23 protein-coding genes and 3 pseudogenes are annotated in these 21158 nt (G+C 72.8%); 15 read left to right on the top strand and 11 right to left on the bottom strand.

What is annotated here, in order from left to right; all coding sequences use genetic code 11:
- Window positions 1-169 precede the first annotated feature (169 nt).
- The 3 genes from KYY02_RS04675 to KYY02_RS04665 all read left to right on the top strand — a co-directional run bounded on the left by KYY02_RS04675 (window position 170) and on the right by KYY02_RS04665 (window position 3430).
- Entirely contained in the window at window positions 170-2548 is a 2379-nt protein-coding gene (locus KYY02_RS04675; protein WP_371236133.1) for a SpoIIE family protein phosphatase, read from the top strand.
- Window positions 2549-2594: 46 nt separating this feature from the next.
- A complete protein-coding gene (locus KYY02_RS04670; RefSeq protein ID WP_371236132.1) occupies window positions 2595-2849 on the top strand; it encodes a hypothetical protein in 255 nt (84 codons plus the stop codon).
- Window positions 2850-2986: 137 nt separating this feature from the next.
- Entirely contained in the window at window positions 2987-3430 is a 444-nt protein-coding gene (locus KYY02_RS04665; RefSeq protein WP_371236131.1) for a nitroreductase family deazaflavin-dependent oxidoreductase, read from the top strand.
- Between the two features lie 78 nt (window positions 3431-3508).
- Here KYY02_RS04665 and KYY02_RS04660 read toward each other — a convergent pair whose 3' ends face one another.
- Window positions 3509-4438, bottom strand: a complete 930-nt coding sequence (locus KYY02_RS04660; protein WP_371236281.1) for a cation diffusion facilitator family transporter — start codon at window positions 4436-4438, stop codon at window positions 3509-3511.
- Window positions 4439-4575: 137 nt separating this feature from the next.
- On the opposite strand from KYY02_RS04660, the gene KYY02_RS04655 reads away from it, so the two are divergent.
- Complete coding sequence (locus tag KYY02_RS04655) at window positions 4576-5601, top strand: glutathione S-transferase family protein (RefSeq protein ID WP_371236130.1); 1026 nt, start codon at window positions 4576-4578, stop codon at window positions 5599-5601.
- Window positions 5602-5666: 65 nt separating this feature from the next.
- The gene (locus tag KYY02_RS04650) at window positions 5667-5978 is read left to right on the top strand and encodes a DUF4235 domain-containing protein (protein WP_371236129.1); all 312 of its coding nucleotides are present in this window, start codon (window positions 5667-5669) and stop codon (window positions 5976-5978) included.
- 39 nt (window positions 5979-6017) lie between these two features.
- Here KYY02_RS04650 and KYY02_RS04645 read toward each other — a convergent pair whose 3' ends face one another.
- The gene (locus KYY02_RS04645; RefSeq protein ID WP_371236128.1) at window positions 6018-6410 is read right to left on the bottom strand and encodes a VOC family protein; all 393 of its coding nucleotides are present in this window, start codon (window positions 6408-6410) and stop codon (window positions 6018-6020) included.
- A 322-nt stretch (window positions 6411-6732) separates the two neighbouring features.
- Here KYY02_RS04645 and KYY02_RS04640 point away from each other — a divergent pair, with 322 nt between their 5' ends.
- Window positions 6733-7764, top strand: coding sequence for a 7-epi-alpha-eudesmol synthase (locus tag KYY02_RS04640; protein ID WP_371236127.1), 1032 nt, complete (start codon window positions 6733-6735; stop codon window positions 7762-7764).
- A gap of 40 nt (window positions 7765-7804) precedes the next feature.
- Here KYY02_RS04640 and KYY02_RS04635 read toward each other — a convergent pair whose 3' ends face one another.
- The 5 genes from KYY02_RS04635 to KYY02_RS04615 are packed head-to-tail and all read right to left on the bottom strand — an operon-like array spanning window position 7805 to window position 12026.
- A complete protein-coding gene (locus tag KYY02_RS04635; protein ID WP_371236126.1) occupies window positions 7805-9040 on the bottom strand; it encodes a cytochrome P450 in 1236 nt (411 codons plus the stop codon).
- Window positions 9037-9642, bottom strand: a complete 606-nt coding sequence (locus KYY02_RS04630; RefSeq protein ID WP_371236125.1) for a GTP-binding protein — start codon at window positions 9640-9642, stop codon at window positions 9037-9039. Before KYY02_RS04630 ends, KYY02_RS04635 begins: the two co-directional genes overlap by 4 nt.
- Complete coding sequence (locus tag KYY02_RS04625) at window positions 9623-9994, bottom strand: DUF742 domain-containing protein (RefSeq protein ID WP_371236124.1); 372 nt, start codon at window positions 9992-9994, stop codon at window positions 9623-9625. Before KYY02_RS04625 ends, KYY02_RS04630 begins: the two co-directional genes overlap by 20 nt.
- Entirely contained in the window at window positions 9991-10401 is a 411-nt protein-coding gene (locus tag KYY02_RS04620) for a roadblock/LC7 domain-containing protein (RefSeq protein WP_030821389.1), read from the bottom strand. The genes KYY02_RS04625 and KYY02_RS04620 overlap by 4 nt, the downstream gene beginning before the upstream one ends.
- A complete protein-coding gene (locus tag KYY02_RS04615) occupies window positions 10398-12026 on the bottom strand; it encodes an ATP-binding protein (protein ID WP_371236123.1) in 1629 nt (542 codons plus the stop codon). The genes KYY02_RS04620 and KYY02_RS04615 overlap by 4 nt, the downstream gene beginning before the upstream one ends.
- Window positions 12027-12393: 367 nt before the next feature.
- On the opposite strand from KYY02_RS04615, the gene KYY02_RS04610 reads away from it, so the two are divergent.
- From KYY02_RS04610 to KYY02_RS04600, 3 genes are all read left to right on the top strand, one after another.
- Complete coding sequence (locus KYY02_RS04610) at window positions 12394-12774, top strand: anti-sigma factor antagonist (RefSeq protein WP_371236122.1); 381 nt, start codon at window positions 12394-12396, stop codon at window positions 12772-12774.
- Window positions 12775-12905: 131 nt separating this feature from the next.
- Window positions 12906-13568, top strand: a complete 663-nt coding sequence (locus KYY02_RS04605; protein ID WP_371236121.1) for a DUF4230 domain-containing protein — start codon at window positions 12906-12908, stop codon at window positions 13566-13568.
- 59 nt (window positions 13569-13627) lie between these two features.
- Window positions 13628-14176 carry a VanZ family protein gene (locus KYY02_RS04600; RefSeq protein WP_371236120.1) on the top strand — a complete coding sequence of 183 codons (549 nt, stop codon included), beginning with the start codon at window positions 13628-13630 and terminating at the stop codon, window positions 14174-14176.
- 24 nt (window positions 14177-14200) lie between these two features.
- Here the strand turns inward: KYY02_RS04600 and KYY02_RS04595 are convergent, their stop codons facing one another.
- Window positions 14201-14464: a hypothetical protein gene (locus KYY02_RS04595; RefSeq protein ID WP_371236119.1), complete on the bottom strand. Its 264-nt coding sequence runs from the start codon at window positions 14462-14464 to the stop codon at window positions 14201-14203.
- 54 nt (window positions 14465-14518) lie between these two features.
- On the bottom strand, window positions 14519-15328 hold the full coding sequence (locus tag KYY02_RS04590; RefSeq protein WP_371236118.1) for an SDR family oxidoreductase: 810 nt from the start codon (window positions 15326-15328) through the stop codon (window positions 14519-14521).
- 314 nt (window positions 15329-15642) lie between these two features.
- Here KYY02_RS04590 and KYY02_RS04585 point away from each other — a divergent pair, with 314 nt between their 5' ends.
- The 4 genes and pseudogenes from KYY02_RS04585 to KYY02_RS04570 all read left to right on the top strand — a co-directional run bounded on the left by KYY02_RS04585 (window position 15643) and on the right by KYY02_RS04570 (window position 18584).
- A complete protein-coding gene (locus KYY02_RS04585; protein WP_371236117.1) occupies window positions 15643-16299 on the top strand; it encodes an HAD family hydrolase in 657 nt (218 codons plus the stop codon).
- Window positions 16300-16377: 78 nt separating this feature from the next.
- Window positions 16378-17544 (top strand): FUSC family protein, encoded by a 1167-nt coding sequence (locus tag KYY02_RS04580; RefSeq protein ID WP_371236280.1) that lies wholly within the window; start codon window positions 16378-16380, stop codon window positions 17542-17544.
- Window positions 17545-17914: 370 nt separating this feature from the next.
- Window positions 17915-18114 (top strand): annotated as a pseudogene (locus KYY02_RS04575) (NAD-dependent epimerase); the annotation flags it as partial.
- A gap of 203 nt (window positions 18115-18317) precedes the next feature.
- On the top strand, window positions 18318-18584 hold the full coding sequence (locus KYY02_RS04570; protein WP_371236116.1) for a hypothetical protein: 267 nt from the start codon (window positions 18318-18320) through the stop codon (window positions 18582-18584).
- 189 nt (window positions 18585-18773) lie between these two features.
- On the opposite strand, the pseudogene KYY02_RS04565 reads toward KYY02_RS04570, so the two are convergent.
- Together KYY02_RS04565 and KYY02_RS04560 are read right to left on the bottom strand one after the other, a co-directional pair.
- A pseudogene (locus KYY02_RS04565) lies at window positions 18774-19044 on the bottom strand (sugar kinase); the annotation flags it as partial.
- Window positions 19045-19090: 46 nt separating this feature from the next.
- Window positions 19091-19165 (bottom strand): annotated as a pseudogene (locus KYY02_RS04560) (hypothetical protein); the annotation flags it as partial.
- A gap of 147 nt (window positions 19166-19312) precedes the next feature.
- Between KYY02_RS04560 and KYY02_RS04555 the strand changes: the two are divergent.
- Entirely contained in the window at window positions 19313-19801 is a 489-nt protein-coding gene (locus tag KYY02_RS04555) for an FBP domain-containing protein (protein WP_371236115.1), read from the top strand.
- A gap of 80 nt (window positions 19802-19881) precedes the next feature.
- The gene (locus KYY02_RS04550; protein WP_371236114.1) at window positions 19882-21117 is read left to right on the top strand and encodes an aromatic acid exporter family protein; all 1236 of its coding nucleotides are present in this window, start codon (window positions 19882-19884) and stop codon (window positions 21115-21117) included.
- The last annotated feature ends 41 nt before the right edge of the window (window positions 21118-21158 follow it).

The raw sequence follows: 21158 nt of genomic DNA, 5'->3' as shown, positions 1-21158 counted from the left end.
TACGCGGACCATGGTCGTGTCAGGGGTGACACTCCGTCAACGGCTGGGACAGGACTGGTGACGACCGCCCGGGGCGGAGGTTCGCGGTCCGCGCCGCCCCGCTAACCACTAGGCTGGAACTCAGGCGATGCACCGGTTCACGGTGAGTGTGCGCGATGGAGTGGCGACGATGAGGCCGGACGACCCGTTCGACGATGCCGTGACGGCCCGGGCCGTCATCGCCGCCGACGGCACGCTCGCGCGGTGGAGCGAGGGCGCCCGCCTGCTGCTGGGGCACACGGCCGAGGAGGTCGTCGGCCGCCCGGCCGCCGTGCTGCTGGCCGGGGAGTCGGGCCCGCCCCGGCTCCCGGCCGCCCGCTGGAACGGCGCCCTCGCCCTACGGCACCGCGACGGCAGGACCGTCACGACGTGGGTGCTCGCCCACCACAGACAGCCGGCGGATGACCGTCCGGGGGAATGGCTCGCCGTCACCCCGCTGGGGACCACGGACCAGGAGCTGCCCGACGACCCGCTGGTCAGGACGGCCGTGTTCCAGTCGCCCTGCGCCACGATGGTCTTCGACGAGGGGCTGCGCCTGCGCGGGGTCAACGACGCCATGGCCCACCTCCTCGCGTTGCCGGCCCCCCATCTGCGGGGGCTCAGGCCCACCGACATCGGCGGCCGGCCGCAGCACGCCGAACTCGAGCGGCAGCTGCGCCAGGTGCTGCGCACCGGACGGCCGTACGACATGCAGACGCACATGAAGGCCACCAGCGAGAACCGCGCGCACGCCTGGCTGGCCCGGCTCGCCCCGCTCACCGACCGGTCCGGCCGGGTGCGGGGCGTGTGCGTGACCGCCCACGACTTCTCCGAGCAGTACCGGGCGCGGGAACGGCTGCAGCTGGTCAACGAGGCCAGCATCCGTATCGGCACCACCCTGGACGTCACCCGGACGGCGCAGGAACTGGCCGAGGTGTGCGTGCCCGCCCTCGCCGACTTCGTCAGCGTGGACCTGCTGGAGCCCGAGGAACCCGGGGGCGAGCCCACCGGCCCGCTGACCACGCCGGTCTCGCTGCGCCGGGTCGCCCACCGGTCCCTCACACCCGGCAGTCCCGAGTCGGTCGCCCGCATGGGCGAGGTGGTCGTCTACCCGGCCGCCGCGCCGCAGGCGGACTCGCTGGTCGCGGGCCACAGCATCGTGGCCTCGGTGCCGTCCGGCGATCTCGACCCGTGGCTCGCGGTGGACGGGACACGTGCCCGGCAGGTCCGGGAGTTCGGCGTCCACTCCATGCTGTCCGTCCCGCTCCAGGCGCGGGGCACGACCCTCGGAGTGGCCGCCTTCACCCGCTTCACCCGCCCCGAGGCGTTCACCCACGACGACGTGCTGCTGGCCGAGGAGGTCACCGCGCGCGCCGCCGTCTGCATCGACAACGCCCGCCGCTACTCCCGGGAACGCGAGACCACCCTCGCGCTCCAGCGCAGCCTGCTCCCCCGCGCCCTGCCGCGTACGGCCGCCGTGGAGGCGGCCACCCGTTACCTGCCGGCCGCGCGCTCCGGGGTGGGCGGCGACTGGTTCGACGTGATCCCGCTGTCCGGGATGCGGGTGGCCATGGTGGTCGGGGACGTCGTCGGACACGGCATCCAGGCGTCCGCGGCCATGGGCCGGCTGCGCACCGCGGTGCGCACCCTCGCCGACATCGACCTGGCGCCGGACGAACTGCTCACCCATCTCGACGACCTGGTGCTCCACCTCTCGCACGAGTCGGACGGCGCCCCGGGGACGGGCGAGGTCGGCGCGACCTGTCTGTACGCGGTGTACGACCCGGTGTCACGGCGCTGCGCGCTGTCCCGGGCGGGGCATCCCCCGCCGGTCCTGATCCCGCCGGGCGGCCCGGCCCGGCACCTCGAACTGCCCTCCGGACCGCCGCTGGGCCTGGGCGGGCTGCCCTTCGAGTCGGTCGAGCTGGAGCTGCCCGACGACGCGGTACTGGCGTTCTACACCGACGGGCTGGTCGAGTCCCGCGGACGGGACACCGAGGCCGGTCACGTCCTGCTCCGTGAGGCGCTGTCCCACGCCGCCGGCCCGCTCGACGAGACCTGCGACCGGGTCCTGCACACCATGCTCGCGCCGGGCGGTGCGACGGACGACGTGGCCCTGCTGCTGACCCGTACCCGCGGTCTGCCGTCCGCTCAGGTCGCCACCTGGGACATCCCCGCCGATCCGGCGCTGGTCGCCCCCATCCGCAAGCAGGTCCTCGACCGACTGGCCACCTGGGCGCTGACCGAGGCGTCGTTCACCGCGGAGCTGGTGGTGAGCGAGCTGGTCACCAACGCCATCCGGTACGGCGCCCCGCCCATCCGGCTGCGGCTGATCCACGACGCCTCGACACTGATCTGCGAGGTGTCCGACACCAGCCACACGGCGCCGCACCTGCGTCGGGCCAAGACCTGGGACGAGGGGGGCCGGGGTCTGCTGCTGGTCGCCCAGCTCACCCAGCGCTGGGGCAGCAGGCACACGGCCGAGGGCAAGACCATCTGGTCGGAACTGGCCCTGGCGGACGAGATGTGACACGAGGTGGACCCTGGCGGACGCATCACGGCACACGACGGTGGTGGTGGCGGCGGGTGCGCTGGTCCTGCTGGGCGCGCCGGCCTCCCGCGGCACCGGGAGCGGGACCGCGGACTCTTCCCCGCAGCCCTCCGCGTTCGCCGCACGGACCACCGGGAACTCCCCGCGCGGCGCCGTCCCGGGCGACGCCACCGGTTCCGCGCACGACCGGTCCCCGACGGCCGCCGGGCCCGCGGACCGCTCGGCGTCCCGGCGCCGCACCGCCGAACCGAGCGCCGCCGCGGTGGCGTCCGGAGTGTGATGACGGCCCTCACGGTCCGCATGGCGGTGGCGCCCGCCTGACGGCCCGCGGAACCGGTTCGGATGAATCCGGCGTGCGGTGGTGTTGCAGAGGTGATCGACTCAACCGCAGTACGCGAGAACGACGGGACGGATGCCATGCCTCTCCAAGGCGAGTACGACCCCAGTCCGACGCAGTGGGTGCGCGAACAGGTGGAGCTGTACGAGAGTTCCGGCGGCACGGAGGGGACGACCCTGCAGGGCAGGCCCGTCATCGTGCTGACCAGCCGGGGGGCGAGGAGCGGCAAGCTGCGCAAGACCCCGTTGATGCGGGTCGAGCACGAGGGGCGGTACGCGGCGGTCGCCTCGCTGGGCGGCGCCCCCCGGCACCCGGTCTGGTACCACAACGTCAAGGCCGACCCGCACGTCGAGCTCCAGGACGGGCCGGCCAAGTTCGACATGACGGCCCGTGAGGTCACCGGTGAGGAGAAGGCCGAGTGGTGGAAGCGCGCCGTCGCGGCGTATCCGCCGTACGCCGACTACCAGGAGAAGACGGACCGTGAGATCCCCGTCTTCGTACTGGAGCGGCGGGAACAGGACTGACGGATGCGGGCCCGGCGGACGGAGGGAGAAATCTCCGTCCCGGTGCGCATGAAGCACCGGCCGCCGGGCAGCCGTGCGTCAGGCCCCGCCGCGTTCCCCCGTCGCGGCGGGGCTTTCCCACGCCTCCCGTGCCTCCAGGGCCCCCCGTTCCGTGACGTCGAGGAAGATCTGGTCCGCCTCGGGCACCTCACGGGCGATGGACCGCTTGATGCGTACGGCGACCTTCTCCACCCGCTCACTGTCCATGCCGGGCACCAGGTCGACGCGGGCGGCCACCAGGGCGGTGTCCAGGCCCGTCTTCATGGTGAAGAGCGCCTCCACACTGTCGATCTCGGGCTGCTCGCACAGCAGTTCGCGGATCCGGTCACTCGCCCGCGGGTCGGCGGCCTCACCGATCAGCTGGTCGCGGGCGTCGCGTCCGAGCCGGAAGGCGACGTAGACCAGCAACGCGCCGATGGCGAGCGAGGCGGACGCCTCCCACACCACCTGTCCGGTGATCATGTGCAGCACCATGCCCACGACGGCCAGGGTGACGCCCACCACCGCGGTGCCGTCCTCGGCGACCACCGTGCGCAGCGCCGGATCACGCAGTCCGCTGCTCAGACCGCCCTGCCTGCGCACCTGGTACAGGGCGCGCAGCAGGGAGCCGCCCTCGGCGAGCAGGGCGACGCCGAGCACGACCAGTCCGGCGACATAGCCGTCCAGGTCCTCCTCGCTCCCGCCCCTGAGCGCCTCCACGCCCTGGTAGAACGAGAAGCAGCCGCCCATCACGAAGATCCCGACGGCCGCGAGCAGCGACCAGAAGAACCGCTCCTTGCCGTAGCCGAACGGGTGGCGGCGGTCGGCCGGGCGCCGGCTGCGCCGCAGCGCGGCCAGCAGGAACACTTCGTTCAAACTGTCGGCGATCGAGTGCGCCGCTTCCGACAGCAACGCCGGGGAGGACGCGGCCAGTCCGCCGACGGCCTTGGCGACGGCGATCACCAGATTGGCGGCGAGCGCCACCAGCACCGTGATCCGGGTTCTGCGATCCGATCGAGTACTCACGCTCGGCCGATTGCCCCGGTCGGCCCACGCCACACCGTGCCGTCGGCGGAAAACGGGGAACGCGGTCACAGGGACATCCGAACGGCGACGAGGAGGGCACCATGGGCCGCGACGACGGGGGCGGCGGCAACAGTTCGTACGGCAGGAAGAAGTTCAAGAGGTCGAGGGCCCACTTCGCGGACCGGATCACCGCGGACGGCCGGGACGGCTGGCCGGTGGAGGCCGGGCGCTACCGGCTCGTCGTGAGCCGGGCCTGTCCGTGGGCGAGCCGGGCGCTGGTGTCCCGGCGGCTGCTCGGCCTCGAGGACGCACTGTCCCTGGCCGTCACGGATCCGCTGCAGGACGACCGGAGCTGGCGCTTCGCCCTGGACCCGGGCGGCCGCGACCCGGTTCTGGGCATCCGGTACCTGAGCGAGGCGTACGACCGGCGGGAGACGGACTACCCGGGCGGGGTGAGCGTGCCGGCGGTCGTGGACGTGCCCAGCGGGAAACTGGTCACCAACGACTACCAGCAGATCACCCTGGACTTCGCCACCGAGTGGACGGCCCTGCACCGCGAGGGGGCGCCCGACCTGTATCCGCAGGAACGGCGCGACGAGATCGACGCGTTGGCGGCGGACGTCTTCCAGGACGTCAACAACGGCGTGTACCGGGCGGGTTTCGCCACGGACCAGGAGGAGTACGAGGCCGCGTGCACGGCTCTGTTCCGGCGGCTGGAGCTGCTGGCGGAGCGGCTGGAGCGGCAGCGGTACCTGGTGGGCGACACCATCACCGAGGCGGACATCAGGCTGTTCACCACGCTGGTGCGGTTCGACGCGGTGTACCACGGCCACTTCAAGTGCAATCGGTGGAAGCTGACGGAGAACCGGGTGCTGTGGGCGTACGTCCGTGACCTGTACCAGACGCCCGGATTCGGGGACACCGTGGACTTCGACCACATCAAGCGGCACTACTACCTGGTGCACACCGGCATCAACCCGTCCGGCATCGTGCCCCTCGGTCCCGACCTGTCCGGCTGGACGGCGCCCCACCACCGGGCGGAGCTGGGCGGTCGGCCGTTCGGGGACGGCACTCCGCCCGGTCCGGTGCGGCCCGGCGAGGAGGTGCCGGCTCCGGGTCGCCCCTGACCGGCGACCCGTTCATCGACGACCCATCACCGACGAGACGACGCAGCCGACTCAAGGAGGCCCACGTGGCGAAGAAGAGCAAGAAGGCGCAGAAGAAGCTGCCCATGGCGTACAAGCCGATCGGCTTCGTGCTGGGCTGGACCAGCGGCACCGTGGCGGGGATGGCGTTCCAGAAGGCCTGGAAGGTGATCCGGCACGAGGACAACGCGCCGGACGCGCTGGACCGCGACCGGCGCTTGGGTGAGATCCTGCTGGCCGCGGCGATCCAGGGCGCCCTCTTCGCGGTGGTGCGCAGTGCCGTGGACCGGGCCGGCGCCAAGGCCATCGAACGCTCCACGGGCACCTGGCCGGTCCCGGACAAGGGTGGCCGCGACTGACGCGTCCGTACGGCAGGCCCGCCGTCCCCCGACGGCGGGTCAGCCCTGTTTCGGCGCCGTCGGCGTGCCCCGGCGGACGGTGAAGGAGTGGCCCGCCGGGTCGGCGTAGCCGCGTTCCCCGGCGGGTCCCGGGGTGTCGCCCGTGTCCACCGGACGCCCGCCGAGACTCACGATCAGGCGTTCCACCGCGTCCAGGTCGTCCACCACGAACTCCAGGTGCGCCTGGAGGGAGTTCTCCGGGCGGGGCCAGCTCGGGGCGGTCGCGTTCACATCGCGGCGCAGCGCCAGCCGGAAACCGTCGCCGGTCCGGATCTCCACCCGGTTGACGTGGGCGTCGACGTCCTCCGCGCCCAGCAACTCCTTGTAGAAATCGGCGAGTTTTTCGGGTTCGGCACAGTCGAGCACCACCACGCCGGCCGTCACCAGGGTCATGTCTCCTCCGCGGGAGTCCGGGGCGCGGGGCGCTCCTGCCCCGCCCTGTGCATGCCGCATATCCCCACTCGTCCGATTCAACCGGACTCCGTGACAAGTTACTTGTGGTGACGTGCGAACGTACGCTTCCCAACGCGTGCGCGTAGTAGCGGAGATCACCGGCCTTCACGGTGTAGATTTTTCGACCTTGAGGCATCCTCGTAGCTCTTCTCGATTCAACTTGCCTATTTTGACACCTGGTTCGAGTGTGCGGTCGGTTGTCCTCACGACCGCCCGCTCGCAGGGCGAGGGACTCCGCGTTCCGTCTCCCGAAAGGAAACACATGTCTCAGGACGTACGGTTCGACCTCCCCTTCGACACCCCCGTCAGCGACCATCTGGAGTACGCGCGGGCACGCCATCTGCGCTGGGTGCGGGAGACGGACCTGGTCCGCAGCCGGGCCGGCTTCGAGGAGTACCGGTCCTGGGACCTGCCCCAGGCCGCCGCCCGTACGTACCCGTACGCTTCGGCGGAGGACCTGGTCGTCCTGATGAACTGGTTCTCGCTCGCGTTCCTCTTCGACGACCAGTTCGACGCCGGGCGGCCCGACCGCGCCGACCGCATAGCCGAGGTGGCCCGGGAGCTGATCGTGACCCCGTTGCGGCCGGTGGGGAGCGCACCCAGGGTCGCCTGCCCCATCACGCTGGCCTGGGCCCAGGTCTGGGCGCGCCTCTCGGACGGCATGTCCCTGACCTGGCAGACCCGGTTCGCGGCCTCCTGGGGGCGGTTCCTGGTGGCGCACTGCGAGGAGGTCGACCTGGCCGCCCGGGGGCTGGCCGGAACACTCGGCCTGGAGGAGTACGCGGTCTTCCGGCGCCGTACTGTCGGCATCCACCACAGCATCGACGCGGGCGAGCGCAGCCGCGGCTTCGAGGTCCCGGCGCAGGCGATGGCACATCCGCTGATGGAGCGGCTGCGCGATCTGGCCGCGGACACCATCGGGTTCATGAACGACGTCCACTCCTTCGAGCGGGAGCGCCGCCGCGGCGACGGGCACAACCTCATCGCCGTCCTGCACCGGGAGCGGGGTTGCTCCTGGGAGGAGGCCGCCGCCGAGGCGTACGGCATGACGACCGCCCGTCTGGCGGAGTACCTCGAACTGGAGGAGCGGGTGCCGCGGATGTGCGACGAGCTCGGGCTGGACGCGGACGAGCGCGACCGGGTGCGCCGGGGCGTGGAGGCCATCCGGCACTGGATCAACGGCAACTACGAGTGGGCGCTGACCACCGGCCGCTACGCGGCGGTGAAGGAGGGCCCCGTGGCCACCGCGGAACAGGCCGGGCGGGGCTCCGTGGACGATCTGCTGACCGTGTGAGACGGCCGCGCCGCCCGGCCGCCGGGGCCGGGCGGCGACGTCACCCGCCGAACTCGACGGGCAGGGCGTCCAGCCGGGACTCCCAGGTGGAGGCGGTCGAGCTGAGCTCCCCCGGTTCCACCGCCAGCCGCAGTCCGGGCAGCCGGTGCAGCAGGACGTCGACGGCGACCTCGATGAGGGACTGTCCGATGTTCTGTCCGGGGCACTCGTGCGGGCCCGAACTGAACGCCAGATGCGCCTGGTTGCCCTGGACGGAGACTCCGGCGTCCGGCCGGATCTCGGGGTCCCGGTTGCCCGCGGCGAGCCCCAGCACCAGCAGATCGCCCTCCTGGACACGGTGACCGCCGAGTTCCAGGTCACTGGCGGCGAAGCGGCCCGGCAGGACGGCCAGCGGCGGGTTGTCCCACATGACCTCCTCCACCACCTCGGAGACGTTCAGCCGGCCGCTGATCAGCCCGGACAGCCGCGAGGTGTCCGTGAGGACCAGTTGCAGCACCCGGGCCAGCAGGTTGCTGGTGGTGGTGTGCGCGGCGATCAGCACCAGACGCAGGTGGCTGACCACCTCGTCCTCGTCGAGGCCGGCGCGGTGCTCCAGCAGGGCGGTGGCGAGGTCGCTGCCGGGCTCGGAGCGTTTGCGCACGACGAGTTCGCCGAGGATCTCCTGGATGCGCGCGTCGTGGGCGACGGCGCTCCCGCCGCCCTTGAGGACCTGGGCGCAGGACTCGACCAGGTCGCGCCCCTCCGCCTCGGGCAGCCCCAGCAGGCGGCTGAGCACCAGCATCGGCAGGTACTCGGCGTAGTCGCGCACCAGGTCGGCGCGCCCGGTCCCCGCGAACGCGTCGATCTGCTTGTTGGCGTAGTGCGTGGCGTGCCGGCGGATGCCGCGGCCGGCCGCCGCCTGGAGGGCGTCGGTGACGGCCGCGCGGAGCCTGCGGTGCGGTTCGCCGTCCTGGGAGACGCAGTCGGGACGCCAGCCGAGCATCGGGACCAGTGGTGAGTTCTCGTCGACGCGGCCGTCGGCCCGGTCCCGCCAGACGCGGGCGTCCCGGGTGAACTGGCGGGGGTTGTCCAGCACCCGGCGGGCGTCCCGGTAGCCGAGCACCAGCCAGGCCGGCACCTCGCCCTCCAGGAGCACGGGCGCCACCGGGCCGTGCTCCTTGCGCAGCCGTTCGTAGATGCCGGCCGGGTCGGTGGCCGCCTCCGCCCCGTACAGCCGGGTGAGCTCGGCGCCGTGGTGGGCGACGGGGCAGCCGCGGGGGGTGTCGGGGCCGTTCATCGGGACTCCACGGCGACGGCGGAGCGTTCCTTCAGGTGCCGGACCAGGGCGACCAGCACGTCACGGCTGGAGGCACGGTCACGGGCGTCGAAGGACACCACCGGGATGTGCGCGGGGATGTCCAGGGCGTCCCGTATCTCCTCGACCGGGAAGTCCCTGGAGTCGGGGAAGACGTTGAGGGCGATGACGAACGGCACCTTCTGCCGCTCCATCTCCTCGATCGCCCGGAAGCTGGAGGCCAGCCGCCGGGTGTCCACCAGGACGACTGCGCCGAGTGCCCCCTTGAACAGCCCGTTCCACAGGAACCAGAACCGCTCCTGGCCCGGCGTGCCGAACAGGTACAGCATCAGGCTGTCGTTGAGGCCGATCTTGCCGAAGTCCAGGCTGACGGTGGTCTGGGACTTGTCGGTGACCCCGACGAGATCGTCGACACCGGCGCTGGCCTGGGTGAGCGTCTCCTCGGTGGTGAGCGGCCTGATGTCGCTGACCGAGCGGACCATGGTGGTCTTCCCGGTGCCGAAGCCGCCGGCGATCATCACCTTCACCGAGCGGATGTCCCCGCCGCCCTGCCGGCCGGGCCGGTCAAAGCCTTTCAAGTCCACTGAGTACCTCCTCAAGGAGCGCGAGGTCGGGCCCGCGACCGGCGACGTGTGCCGGGATGGGGTCACGGGCTTCGATCCGGCCCGCGTCCAGCAGGTCCGACAGCAGCACCGCGAGAATGTTGAACGGCAGCCCGAGGTGGGCGCCGAGTTCGGCGACCGAGAGCGGCTCACGGCAGCGCCGGACGATCTCCTCGTGCTCGTGCTGAAGACCCGGGGCGGGGCCGGGGCGGGAGACGACGAGGGTCGCCACGTCGAGGCCGGCCGCCGCACCGCCCGGTCCGCTGCGCCCCCGGGTGAGGACGTAGTAGCGCTCGAGACCGGACGGGTCCGCCGGCCGGCGGGGAGCACTCATCCAGAGTGCTCCTCCAGGCGCGGAGTGGTCCCGAGCAGTTCGCCCATTCTGCGGGCGAGGTCCCTCATCTGGTGTCCGAGCAGGCCCTGGTCCAGCCCCTCCCGGGCGAGGACGCCGAGGTAGGTCTCCACACCGGCGCGGACCACGAAGAGGTGACCGCCGTCGACCTCGATCATCGCCAGCCGCAGCTGTCCCGCGTAGGCGGGGAACTGCTCGGCGACCGGCTGGGCCAGGGCCTGGAGGCCGGCCACCACCGCCGCGAAGCGGTCGACGTCGTCGGGGTCGTCCGCCCCGTAGGAGGTGATGGCCTTGCCGTCGCTGGAGGCCACGAGGGCGAAGCGGATCTCCTGGATGCTCTCGACGAGGTCGCGGAGCGCCCAGCTCACGTCGGTTCCCTGCTGCGTCATGTGGTCTGGTCGCTCTCTTCGGTGCGGTGCTCGGTGGACTCACGTCCGGTGGGGGTGTCAGGGTCGCCGGACGTCCGGGGCGCCGGGCCGCCGGCGCGTCCGGCGGTGGCGAAGGCGGCGAGGCCGGCGAAGGAGGCGTCCGGCGGTACGGCTGCGACCGTCACGGGTCCGGCAGGCTCGGCGGGCCGCGGGTCGTCCGCGTCGGTCCGCCTGCGGCGGCGGGGCAGCCCGCCGGGGGTGGTGTCGGCGGACCCGGCGGATTCGTCCGGGGCCGGTCCGGCGACGGCGGCCGGCGACGTCGGGCCGCTCTCGGCGCCGGGGCTCTCCACCACGGCGGCCGTGGGCAGCGGGCTGAAGTACTTGTGCGGTACGACGACCACTACGGAGGTCCCGAGCCAGGGGGAGTCCGCGAAGGTGACGCGGATGCCGTAGCGGCGGGCGAGGATGCCGACGACCCGCAGTCCGATGTTGGCGTCCTCGGTGATGCCGCCGATGCCCGCTCCGGGCGCGGTGCCCGCGAGGGCGTGTTCGGCCGCGCGTTTCTTCTCTTCGCTCAGGCCCTTGCCGGAGTCCTGGATCTCGATGCCGACGCCGTTGGGGACCTCACGGCCGGAGACCACCACGGGTTCGGAGGGCGGCGAGTAGCGGGCCGCGTTGTCGAGCAGATGGGCGAAGATCAGCGTGAGGTGGTCCACCAGTCCGCCGTCCACGCCGAGTTCGGGGAGCCGGCTCAGCTGGATGCGGTGGAAGTCCTTGATCCGGCCGATGCCGCCGCGCACCACGCTCAGCAGCCGCTGCGGCTCCTGCCACTGCCTGCCGGGCCGGTCGGAACCGCCGAGGACGCCGATGCTGGCGGCCAGGCAGTCGGCGGGGCCGATCTCCTGGTCGAGTTCCATCAGTCCCCGGGCGACGGCGGGCAGCCGGCCGTGTTCGCCCTGCATCTCGTGCAGCCGGCCGCGGAGCTTGCTGGTCAGCACGTGGATGCGGTTGCCGATGCTGATGACGGCCTGTTCGGCGGAGGTGGAGCGGTCGAACTCCTCCTCCAGGCCCATCAACGCGGTGCGCAGCAGCTTGCGGAGTTCGGTCTGGAGGTCGGCGCCGACGTTCGCGCGCCGGTCGACGCTCGGCAGCAGGTCGTCGATGGCGTCGCCGGCGCGCAGCCGTCCGATCGCCTCCGGGAGCTGTTCGTCGGCGAGGCGGGCGACCGCGGACAGCTGGCGGGCCAGCTGCTCTTGCCGGGCCTCGGTCTCTTCGGCGAGCCGTGCCTCGTAGGTCCTGGTCCGTTCGGCCAGCTGCTCCTCTAACTCCTTCTCCTTTTCTGCACGTTCGGTGGTGAACTTCCGTTCCTGGTCCGCCATGTGCTGCTGCCACCGCCGGGTGTGCTCGGCCTGCGAGGCGCGGTGGGCTTCCTCCGTGCGCAGGAGCCGGACCCGGTACCGGAGCACGAGCCGTACGCACACGGAGCAGGCGGCCGTCGCGGCGGCGCCGAGGACGGCCGTGGTGATCCGGTCCGAGCCCATCGACGCGGCGGCGACCGTCCCGCCGCCGAGGCCGAGCGGCATCAGCCACCAGCCGTACCAGGCGACAGGGGCCCGCACCGCCGTCGGCGGAGTGGCGAGTTCCATCTGCATCCTTCGAAGCAACATGGGGGTGTGCAAGGGGGAGCGTGCAAAAGGGGCGCACTCACGCGGACGCACCACGAGGCAACCCGTCGTGATGTCGGTCAACTCGCGGCACTGACAGGGAGCTTATCGGGTCGACGACCCCGCGGATCAACTTCGACCACTGCCCGAAGTGAGGATTCCGTCACTCTCCGGCGACGCCTTCCGGGACCGGTCGACCGGCCCGAAAGGACTTGGTCGCAATTCGAAGACATATGTCAATCGAGCATGCTCAAATGCACTCGATCGAAGGTAACTTGCAGGGAATGAACTGGTGTTGGGGCCGATCCGCTCCCCCCGTTGCACGGAGCAGGCTGGAGGCGATGGCGTCGTGCGGTACGAACCTGCGCCGCTGACCCGGCATCTGCGCGTCCGCCACGACCGGGGACACACGGTGCTGGAGCTCCGCGGCGAGATCGACATCGCCGCGGCCGCGGAGATCGTCCCGCACCTGGACATGGCGACCGCCGAACCGGACGCCCGGATCGTGATCGACCTGACCCGCGTAGAGTTCTTCGACCTCTCCGGACTGCGCCTGCTGTACCGGGCCCGGCAGCGGGTCGCGGACGGCCCCGGCCGGCTGCGCCTCGTGTGCACCCACCCGCTGACCCTGCGCATGCTGCGGATCACCGGCACGTCCCGTCTGATGCCGCCGTGGCCCACTCTGGACGCGGCCCTGGGACAGCCCGGGTCCACTTCCGGCCCGCTCTGACCACCGCTTCCGCGGCCCGGCTCCCGCCGTGCGCCCCTCCGTGCTCCCGGTGCGGTCGTCCGTCCCCCGAACTTCCCTGTCTGCACGGGGACCCGGGGGGAATCCGGTCAGGAGGAAGGAGGGCCGTCGCCATGACGACTCCCGTGAAGGGACCGATCGCGCGCTCGCCCGGGTGGGTGAAGGCGCTCGGCGCGGTGGTGCTGTTGCTCGTCGTGCTGTTCGCCGGGATCCGGCTGAGCCTGCTGCCGGGCCTGAAGGACGTGTTCGGCACGGAGACCGAGGACCGCTCCGGGCCCGCGCTGCTGGAGTCCATCCAGGACATCAGCCGTTACGACGCCGCCTCGGGCAACTTCCAGGTGGTGGTGGACCTGGAGAAGGACGCGAAGTTCCTGCCGGACGCCGTCCGCGGCAGCCGCACGCTGTACGTGGGCGCGGGCACCGTCGACGCCTACGTCGACCTCGGGAAGCTGGACGAGGACGACGTACGGGTCGACGAGGACCGTACGTCCGCCACGCTGCGGCTGCCCCACGCCCGTCTGGGCAAGCCCGCCCTGGACCCCGAGCGCTCCTACGCCGTGTCCAAGCAGCGCGGGCTGTTCGACCGGCTCGGCGACCTCTTCTCGGACAATCCCAACAGCGAACAGGCCGTGCAGAAGCTCGCCGTGCGGCACATCGGTGACGCGGCGCAGGAGAGCGGCCTCACCGCTCGGGCCGAGACCAACACCACGGAGATGCTCGAGGGGCTGCTGCGTTCCCTGGGCTTCGTGGAGGTGCGGGTCAGCTACGGCGACTGACCCACAAGGCCGAGAGCAACCGGCTTACGACCTACGGAAGTTGACAACTGGAGGACAGAATGGCCCGCGCCGTCCCGCGTCCGCGCTCCCTGCTCCCACGGCGTCCGCGACCGTCCGCGCACGGCACCGCGGAGGGCGGTCCGGGGCGGCGCCCGCTGCCGTTGCTCCCGCGGTTGCTGGCGATGCTGTGCGCCTTCGTGTTCATGGTCGCCTTCGCCGCGGTCCTGGCCCGGCTCACCCTGTACCCCTCCCCCGCCTCGGAGGCGCTGACCCACACCAATCTGCGTCCGGGCCGCTCGCTGAGAGCCTATCTGGACCAGCCCGCGCTGCGGGACGCCGTGCGTCAGGTCGGCGGAAACATCCTGCTCGGCGTGCCCTTCGGCGTGCTCGCGCCGGTCGTCGCACCGCGCACGCGCGGATTCCTGCGGGTGCTGGTGCTGACGGCCGTCGTGATGCTGCTGGTGGAGTTCGCGCAGGGCACCCTGGTGACCGGACGCGCCTTCGACATCGACGACGTCATCCTGAACACCAGCGGGGCGCTGCTCGGTTACCTGCTCCTGGGCCGCCGCCTGAGCCGGGCCGTGCACGCGCGCCGCCCGAGGGCCTGACCCCAGAGGGCGCGGCTCCGGGGGTCAGGGCCGCCCGCCGGCGCGTGGGGCGCCGTGCGGGGTCCAGGTGAACTTGTCGCCGCCCACCCAACGGACCACGTCCGGGTCGTCCAGGTCGTGAACGGTGATCCCGAACGCGGCGGCGGCGTGCAGCACGTCGGTGACGGTCTTCGCCTCGCCGACCACCTGACCGTCGATCTCCACGATCCGGAACGGCGGAGTCCCGGGCTGTACCCCGAGCACCATGATCCGCGGATGCGACATGTAAGGGCTCGCGCTTTCGGTCATGCCTCGAGGGTAGAGCGCGAACGGCGCGGACGCGGCGGGCGGGCGCGCCGCCGTTCAGGGCCGGCGCCAGTCGTCGCCCGTCAGGTGCGACCCGGCCTGCGGACCCATCCGGAGCATTCCGCCGTCCACGCTCCAGGAGGCGCCGGTGACGTACGAGGCGTCGGGCCCGGCGAGGAAGGCGATGACCGCGGCGACCTCGCGGGCGTCGCCGGGCCGTCCCAGGGGGACGCCGGGGCGGCTCTCGGTGCGCGGGTCGGTGTCCTCCTGGCCGGTCATGGGCGTGGCGATCTCACCGGGGGCGACCGCGTTGACGGTGATGCCGTGCTCGGCGAGCTCCAGCGCCATCACCTGGGTGAGCAGCCCGAGACCGCCCTTGGCGGCGCAGTACGGCGCGGCGCCCACGCGGGGCTGGTGCTCGTGCACGGACGTCACGTTGACGATGCGGCCCCCGTCGCCCTGCCGGATCATGTGCCGTGCCGCCTTCTGCCCGCACAGGAACGGGCCGATCAGATCGACGTCGAGGACCTCGCGCACCTTCGACAGCTCCAGGTCGAGGAAGGGCGTCATCGTGCCCGTACCGGCGTTGTTGACCAGGACGTCGACGCGGCCCAGGCGCTCGCACAGTTCGTCGACGGTGCCCGCGGCGGCGGGCAGCCGGGTGAGGTCCAACGGCGCCACCTCGGCCCGCCGCCCGTGCGCCCGGCACTCCCGCGCCGTCTCCTCGGCGCCCTCGCGGTCGCTGTGCCAGGTGATGCCCACGTCCATTCCCGCGGCGGCCAGGCGTACGGCGGTGGCCCGGCCGATCCCGGAGTCCGCGCCGGTGATCACGGCAACCCTGCTGCTCGGAGTGGTGGGGACGGACATACGGGCCTCCTGGCCGTCGGCGGTCGGGTGCGAGGCACCGCAGTACCCGCACACGTGAGGGCCAACCCCCGCGTCCGCCGTACGGCCGTACCACGGCCCGCGCACCCCCGGAGCCGGGCGGGCCGGCCGACGGCCGCGGCTCGACGCGGACGAGGGGTTCGCGGGGACCGGCACCGTCCGGGAGGGCGGCAGCCGGGCCGGACGGCCACCGCCCGGTCCGCGGACGGACCGGCGACACGGACGGTGTCCCCCGGAGTGGCGGGCGGCCGAGGTGGTACCCGTACCGCCCGCGAGAGGACGAGAAGGGACCGCGTATGGAACGGGCGGCCGTGTTCGACGTCGACGGCACTCTGGTCGACACCAACCACCTGCATGTGACCGCCTGGTGGGAGGCCCTCCGGCAGGCGGGTCACCGGGTGCCGATGCACGCCGTCCACCGGGCCGTGGGGCTGGCCTCCTCCGACCTGCTCGCCCACCTGCTGGGCGAGGACCGGGACACCGGCCGGGACGAGGAGCTGAGCGCGGCGCACAAGGCGCTGTACGGACAGTACTTCGACCGCCTGCCCGCGCTGCCGGACGCCGGCCGGCTGCTGAAGCGGCTGCACCGGAACGGCTGGACGGTGGTGCTCGCCACCTCGGCGGGCGGCGCCGAGCTGAGCGCGCTGCGCCGGGCGATCGACGCGGACGAGGTGATCGCCGCGACGGCGAGCGCCGACGACGTGGCGGAGGGCAAGCCCGCTCCGGAGCCCGTCGAGCACGCCCTGGAGCTGGCCGGGGTGCCCGCGGAACGGGCGGTGTTCGTCGGTGACACGGTGTGGGACATGCGGGCGGGCGGCCGTGCCGGTGTGCGCTGCGTGGGCGTGCTGTGCGGCGGCATCCCGCGCGCCGACCTGGAGGAGGCCGGCGCGGACGCGGTCTACGACGACCCGGCGCACCTCCTGGCATCGCTGTCGGACGGTCCCCTGGCATGAGATCCCCCGAGGCCGGGATACCCGCGGGGCATGTCACGTGTGAGGGAAGAGAGCGGTCAGGGTGACGCCGGGGGTCGGATGGCCCTGGTGGCGCGGGTGCGGGAGGCCGTGCGGTGGGACGCGCAATCCGTCGGCCGGGCGGCGCGGGCCGTGTGGCGGGGCCCCGGGCGGGAGCGGGACCTGTTCGTCCAGTCGCTGAAGGCCGCCGGGGCGGCCCTGCTGGCCTGGCTGCTGGCACAGGTGTGGCTCGGCGACCCGATGGCGCTGATGGCGCCCTGGGTGGCGCTGGTCCTGGTGCAGGCCACCGTGTACAGCTCGCTGGTGCAGGGGGCTCGGCAGTTCACGGCGATCTGCGTGGGAGCCCTCGTGGCATCGGGTGCGCAGGCGGTCACCGGCGACACCACGGGCGCCCTGGCACTGTCCGTGCCGGTGCTGGTGCTGCTGTCGAACTGGCCGCGCTTCGGCGACCAGGGCATCTACGCCGCCACCACGGCCGTCTTCACGATCGCCACGGGAACGGTGAGCGCGGCCGCCGTCGGGCACCGGCTGGGACAGGCGGCGCTCGGCGCGGTCATCGGCATCGCCGTCAACGCGCTGATCCTGCCGCCGGTCCATCTGCGGGACGTACGGGAGAACCTGGCGGCGCTCGCCCGCGAGGCGGGTGACGTGCTGCACGCGGTCGCCGGGGATCTGCGCGGGGGCGAGTGGGACGCGCAGACCGCCGCGGGCCGGCTCGACGCCGCGACGCGGCTGCAGAACCGCCTGGAGGCGCTGCGCTCGGCCCGCAGCTGGAGCAGGGAGAGCCTGCGGCTGACCTCGGACGTCCTGCGTGCCCTGCACCGGGCACCGACGGAGGCGCTGCCCCCGGAGGACGAGGACGAGCGGTTCAGCCGCGTCACCGGACATGTCACGGCGCTGACCCGCACACTCGCGGTGGCCGCCGACGAGGACCGTACGCCCGCCGCGCCGGACCCGGCGGTACTGGGCTGCTACGGGGAACTGCTGGAGCTGATCGGCGACGCCTGCCACGCGGAGGCCGACCGGCTGCTGGACCCGGGCACGCGCGCGGACGCCCTCCTGGACGAACGGACCGAGGCGGTGATGCGGGACCTGCACGAGAAACTCCAGGACGGGCTGCGCGAACAGGCCGGACGGGGCGCCACGCGGACGGCCGTCCTGGGCACGCTGGTGCTCCAGGCCGAGAACCTCTGGGCCGAACTCGACGGCGGCGCCCGGGACCGGTGACACACGTCACGCCCACGAGCGGCCGGGCGCGGAACACCCGCAGGCGGTTCTCCGTTGAACCGACCGTGGGTGCGGATGGGACAGTGTCCCCGGGCCTCACCATTCGCCCACAGGGACGATCGTTCGACTGAAGCCCTGTGGTGCCCTTCGCCGAGAGGCGACCGCCGTCCGCGCCCACCACCGAGCCGCCCCGGCCGTGATTCCCCCGTCGCGGTCGGGGCTTTCTCCTGCCGTCACCCGGCGTCGCCCGGCTCCGGACAGGACGTGGCGGGGCGGCCGCCCGCTCCGGGACGTCCGACGGGCGTGCACGCCTCCGTCCGAGGGGTACTCGGCCCGTTCCGCGGAGCAGGCGGCCGAGGAGAGCGGGAAGGTGAGCAGCGCAGCAGGCACGAGGGTCGTCGTCACGGGTGCCACCGGCAATGTCGGGACCAGCGTGGTGCGGGTCCTCCCGCAGGAACCGGAGATCGGTTCCGTACCGGGCCTGGCACGGCGGATCCCCGGCCTGCCGCCCCGAGGGCCGAGTGGCCGGCGGTGGACCTGGCCTCGGACCGGCCCGATCTCGTCACGGACCGCACGCGTGCGCGCCTGGAGCCCGGCCGGCGGCCGGAGCACACGGCGACGCAGGTGGTGGAGGGGCCTCTGCCGAGCAGGGGGCAGGGCGCCGGGGAGGACACGGAACCGGTGCGGGACCGCGAGGTCGGCCGAGCACCGGGTTTCACCCGTCCTCGCGGAGGTATCCGCGAGAGTCAGCGCACGAACGAAGGGAGAGTGCCGTGACCGACCACCGCCTCGAAGGGCCCGGCGAGAACGGCGCGGGCGTCCCCCGTGACCTGCCGGATCAGCAGGCCGGCGCCGGCGAGGACCCCTGGGAGGTCGCGCCGGGCGCCGCGGAGCGGAAGAGCGAGGACGAGGCCGACGAGCCGGAGGAGCCGGAGCCCGACGTCCCCGACACGGACGAGGCCGGCACGGGGCGGAAGGGCGCCCCGCACTCGGCGTCCGACAACCCGCAGCAGCCGGTGCCGGACGAGTCGTCCGCCTGACCGGGCCGCGCGGACGGACCCGGGGTCCGTCCTCCGGCTCGGACCGGTTCCCGTCGGCGGTGCCTTCCTGCCGGTCCGGGCGGGGCCGCCCCGACGCGGGGCGCGTTCCCGCGTGACCCCGTGCCGGGCAGGGGGGCGGGCACCGCCGGTCCGGGCCGGCTCGCGGGGCTCGCACGGGTGTTCCTGGTGCGGGGCGTGTTCCCGGAGGGCCGTGTGCCAGGCGGGCGGCGGGGCTGCGGGTCCGGGTCGGGGCGGCGGCCGCCACGGGCGAGGAAGTCGGCGATCGGCAGGACCGCGGCACCGACGGTGACCGCGTCGGGGCCGAGCCGGCCCGGTCCGATCGTCACCTTCCCGGCCGGGTGGCGCAGCGCCACGACGGAGCGTGCCGGTGCACGGACGGCAGGAAGCGGGAGCCGAGCCGGGGGCCGGCCCAGCCGCCCATGGGAATGCGTTCGGGTCTGCTCGATGCGGGGCAGCAGGTCGTGGCCCAGGAGCCGGGTCGGGCCGGAGCCGATTTCCGACTGGTCGCGCGAGTCGACGTAATTGCCCTGGGTCTTCATCTCGGTGGCGTGCCGCACCATCCCCTCGACCGCGGTGGCGACCTCGGAGGCGGTGCAGACGGGCACGCCCCGGGAAAATCGTTGGCTCCCCCCGAGGCCGGATATCTAGCCTGGCCCAGAAACCTAGACCCCCTAGGTTTCGAAAGAGCACGCCGGGAGAAGCCCCCCATGAGAACACTCACCGAGCAGGACATCCGCGGTTCGTTCGTCAACTGCTCGAAGGGTGAGGCCAAGCGGCTGGCCGTACCGCGCGACCTGGGCGAGCGCCCCTGGAACGACCTCGACTTCCTGGGCTGGCGCGATCCCGGCGCACCCGACCGCAGCTATCTCGTCACCGAGCGGGAGGACCGCCTCGTCGGGGTGGCCATGCGCTTCCAGCCCGCCCAGCGCGGCTTCCTGCACCGCAGCATGTGCTCCCTGTGCCTGACGACCCATCCGCGCGGCGGCGTCGCCCTGATGACGGCGCGCAAGTCGGGCCCGGCCGGCCGTGAGGGCAACTCGGTCGGCGCCTACATGTGCACCGACCTCGCCTGCTCCCTCTACCTGCGCGGCAGGAAGGTCCCGGAGACCGGCGCCCGCTTCGAGGAGAGCCTCACCCTGGAGGAACAGATCGCCCGCACCAGGGGCAACCTGTTCGCCTTCCTCGACAAGCTGTAGGAACGGCCCGTCCTCCGCCGGGGGGCTGTCGTCGCAGGTGAACACGTTCGATGCGTCCGGGGAAGGGGAACCGTCCGAGGATGCAAGTGGTACGTGAGATGACCGCGCCTGCCTTCGAGTTCGTCAAGCGGCACCGGGACCCGGTGACCGTGCAGATGGTGAGGTCGACCGCTGCGGCTACGCTCTCCTATGTCATCGCGCTGCGGCTGAGTCCGGAGGCCGCGCCGCTCACCGCGCCGCTGACGGCGCTGCTCGTCGTCCAGGTCACCCTGTACTCCACGCTCACCACCGGGATGCGCCGGGTGAACTCCGTGGTGACCGGCGTCGTCGTGGCGATCCTCTTCAGCCTCCTGGTGGGTCTGACCTGGTGGAGTCTGGGCCTGCTCATCCTGGCGTCGCTGATCGTCGGCCATCTGGTGCGGGTGAACGAGTTCGTGCCCGAGGTGGCGATCAGCGCGATGCTGGTGCTCGGCGTGACCACGCACGGGGACACCGCCTGGGCCCGGATCGTGGAGACGCTGATCGGGGCGCTCGTCGGGATGGGGTTCAACCTCCTGCTCGCCCCGCCCGTGTGGGTGGAGGAGGCCGGCGAGTCGATCGAGGAGCTGGCGCGCCGGGTGCGGCAGCTGATGCTGCGGATCGGCGAGGAGGCGGCGGGCCGTACGCCCCCGCACCGCGCGGCAGCCCGGCTGCACGAGGCCCGCCGCCTGGACCACGACATCACCCAGGTCGACGCGGATCTCCGGCAGGCGGAGGACAGCCTGCGGCTCAATCCGCGGGTGCGCGAGGGCCTGCTGCACCGGGTGGTGCTGCGCACCGGCCTGGACACGCTGGAGATCTGCACGGTGGTGCTGCGGGTGCTGGCGCGCACGCTGACCGACCTGGCCAAGGCGCGCGATCCGGAACGGCTGTTCGAGCCGGAGACGGGCGCCGCCTTCGAGCAGTTGCTGTCCGAGATCGCGGACGCCGTGGTCAGCTTCGCGGTGCTGGTGACCACGAGCGTGAGCGCGAACGCAGAGTCGGCGGAGGAACGGCTCTCCTCCCAGCTGCGGCAGGCGGCCGCCACTCGCGACAAGCTGGCCCGGCTGCTCTTCGAGGAGGCCCGGCGCGACGCGCGCCAGTGGCAGTTGCTGGGCGCCGTGCTGACCGAGGTCAACCGCATCCTCGACGAGATGGACACCGAGCACCGCACGCGCCGGCTGTTCGAGGAACTCGACCGGCACTCGCAGGCGCAGCGCGAGCGGCTGCCGCGGCTCACCAGGCTGTGGGAGCGGCTGCGCCGGAAGCGCCGTGGCGCATCCCCCCGCCCCCGGTGACGTACTCGGCCGGAGACGCCCGGACACCGCGGGGCCTGCGC

It is taken from the genome of Streptomyces pimonensis (genome assembly GCF_041380215.1).
Lineage (GTDB): Bacteria > Actinomycetota > Actinomycetes > Streptomycetales > Streptomycetaceae > Streptomyces > Streptomyces pimonensis.
The sequence above is the reverse complement of the archived record's forward strand: the minus strand, read 5'-3'. Positions and strand labels throughout refer to the sequence as shown.

Bases quoted from the DNA above. Each gene is read 5' to 3' on its own strand.
- KYY02_RS04645 (WP_371236128.1), bottom strand. From the start codon at position 6,410: ATGACCCTGGTGACGGCCGGCGTGGTGGTGCTCGACTGTGCCGAACCC.
- KYY02_RS04635 (WP_371236126.1), bottom strand. From the start codon at position 9,040: ATGAACGGCCCCGACACCCCCCGCGGCTGCCCCGTCGCCCACCACGGC.
- KYY02_RS04555 (WP_371236115.1), top strand. From the start codon at position 19,313: ATGAGAACACTCACCGAGCAGGACATCCGCGGTTCGTTCGTCAACTGC.
- KYY02_RS04590 (WP_371236118.1), bottom strand. From the start codon at position 15,328: ATGTCCGTCCCCACCACTCCGAGCAGCAGGGTTGCCGTGATCACCGGC.
- KYY02_RS04615 (WP_371236123.1), bottom strand. From the start codon at position 12,026: ATGGAACTCGCCACTCCGCCGACGGCGGTGCGGGCCCCTGTCGCCTGG.
- KYY02_RS04665 (WP_371236131.1), top strand. From the start codon at position 2,987: ATGCCTCTCCAAGGCGAGTACGACCCCAGTCCGACGCAGTGGGTGCGC.
- KYY02_RS04585 (WP_371236117.1), top strand. From the start codon at position 15,643: ATGGAACGGGCGGCCGTGTTCGACGTCGACGGCACTCTGGTCGACACC.
- KYY02_RS04595 (WP_371236119.1), bottom strand. From the start codon at position 14,464: ATGACCGAAAGCGCGAGCCCTTACATGTCGCATCCGCGGATCATGGTG.
- KYY02_RS04640 (WP_371236127.1), top strand. From the start codon at position 6,733: ATGTCTCAGGACGTACGGTTCGACCTCCCCTTCGACACCCCCGTCAGC.
- KYY02_RS04675 (WP_371236133.1), top strand. From the start codon at position 170: ATGAGGCCGGACGACCCGTTCGACGATGCCGTGACGGCCCGGGCCGTC.
- KYY02_RS04620 (WP_030821389.1), bottom strand. From the start codon at position 10,401: ATGACGCAGCAGGGAACCGACGTGAGCTGGGCGCTCCGCGACCTCGTC.
- KYY02_RS04550 (WP_371236114.1), top strand. From the start codon at position 19,882: ATGCAAGTGGTACGTGAGATGACCGCGCCTGCCTTCGAGTTCGTCAAG.
- KYY02_RS04580 (WP_371236280.1), top strand. From the start codon at position 16,378: ATGGCCCTGGTGGCGCGGGTGCGGGAGGCCGTGCGGTGGGACGCGCAA.
- KYY02_RS04625 (WP_371236124.1), bottom strand. From the start codon at position 9,994: ATGAGTGCTCCCCGCCGGCCGGCGGACCCGTCCGGTCTCGAGCGCTAC.
- KYY02_RS04655 (WP_371236130.1), top strand. From the start codon at position 4,576: ATGGGCCGCGACGACGGGGGCGGCGGCAACAGTTCGTACGGCAGGAAG.
- KYY02_RS04605 (WP_371236121.1), top strand. From the start codon at position 12,906: ATGACGACTCCCGTGAAGGGACCGATCGCGCGCTCGCCCGGGTGGGTG.
- KYY02_RS04600 (WP_371236120.1), top strand. From the start codon at position 13,628: ATGGCCCGCGCCGTCCCGCGTCCGCGCTCCCTGCTCCCACGGCGTCCG.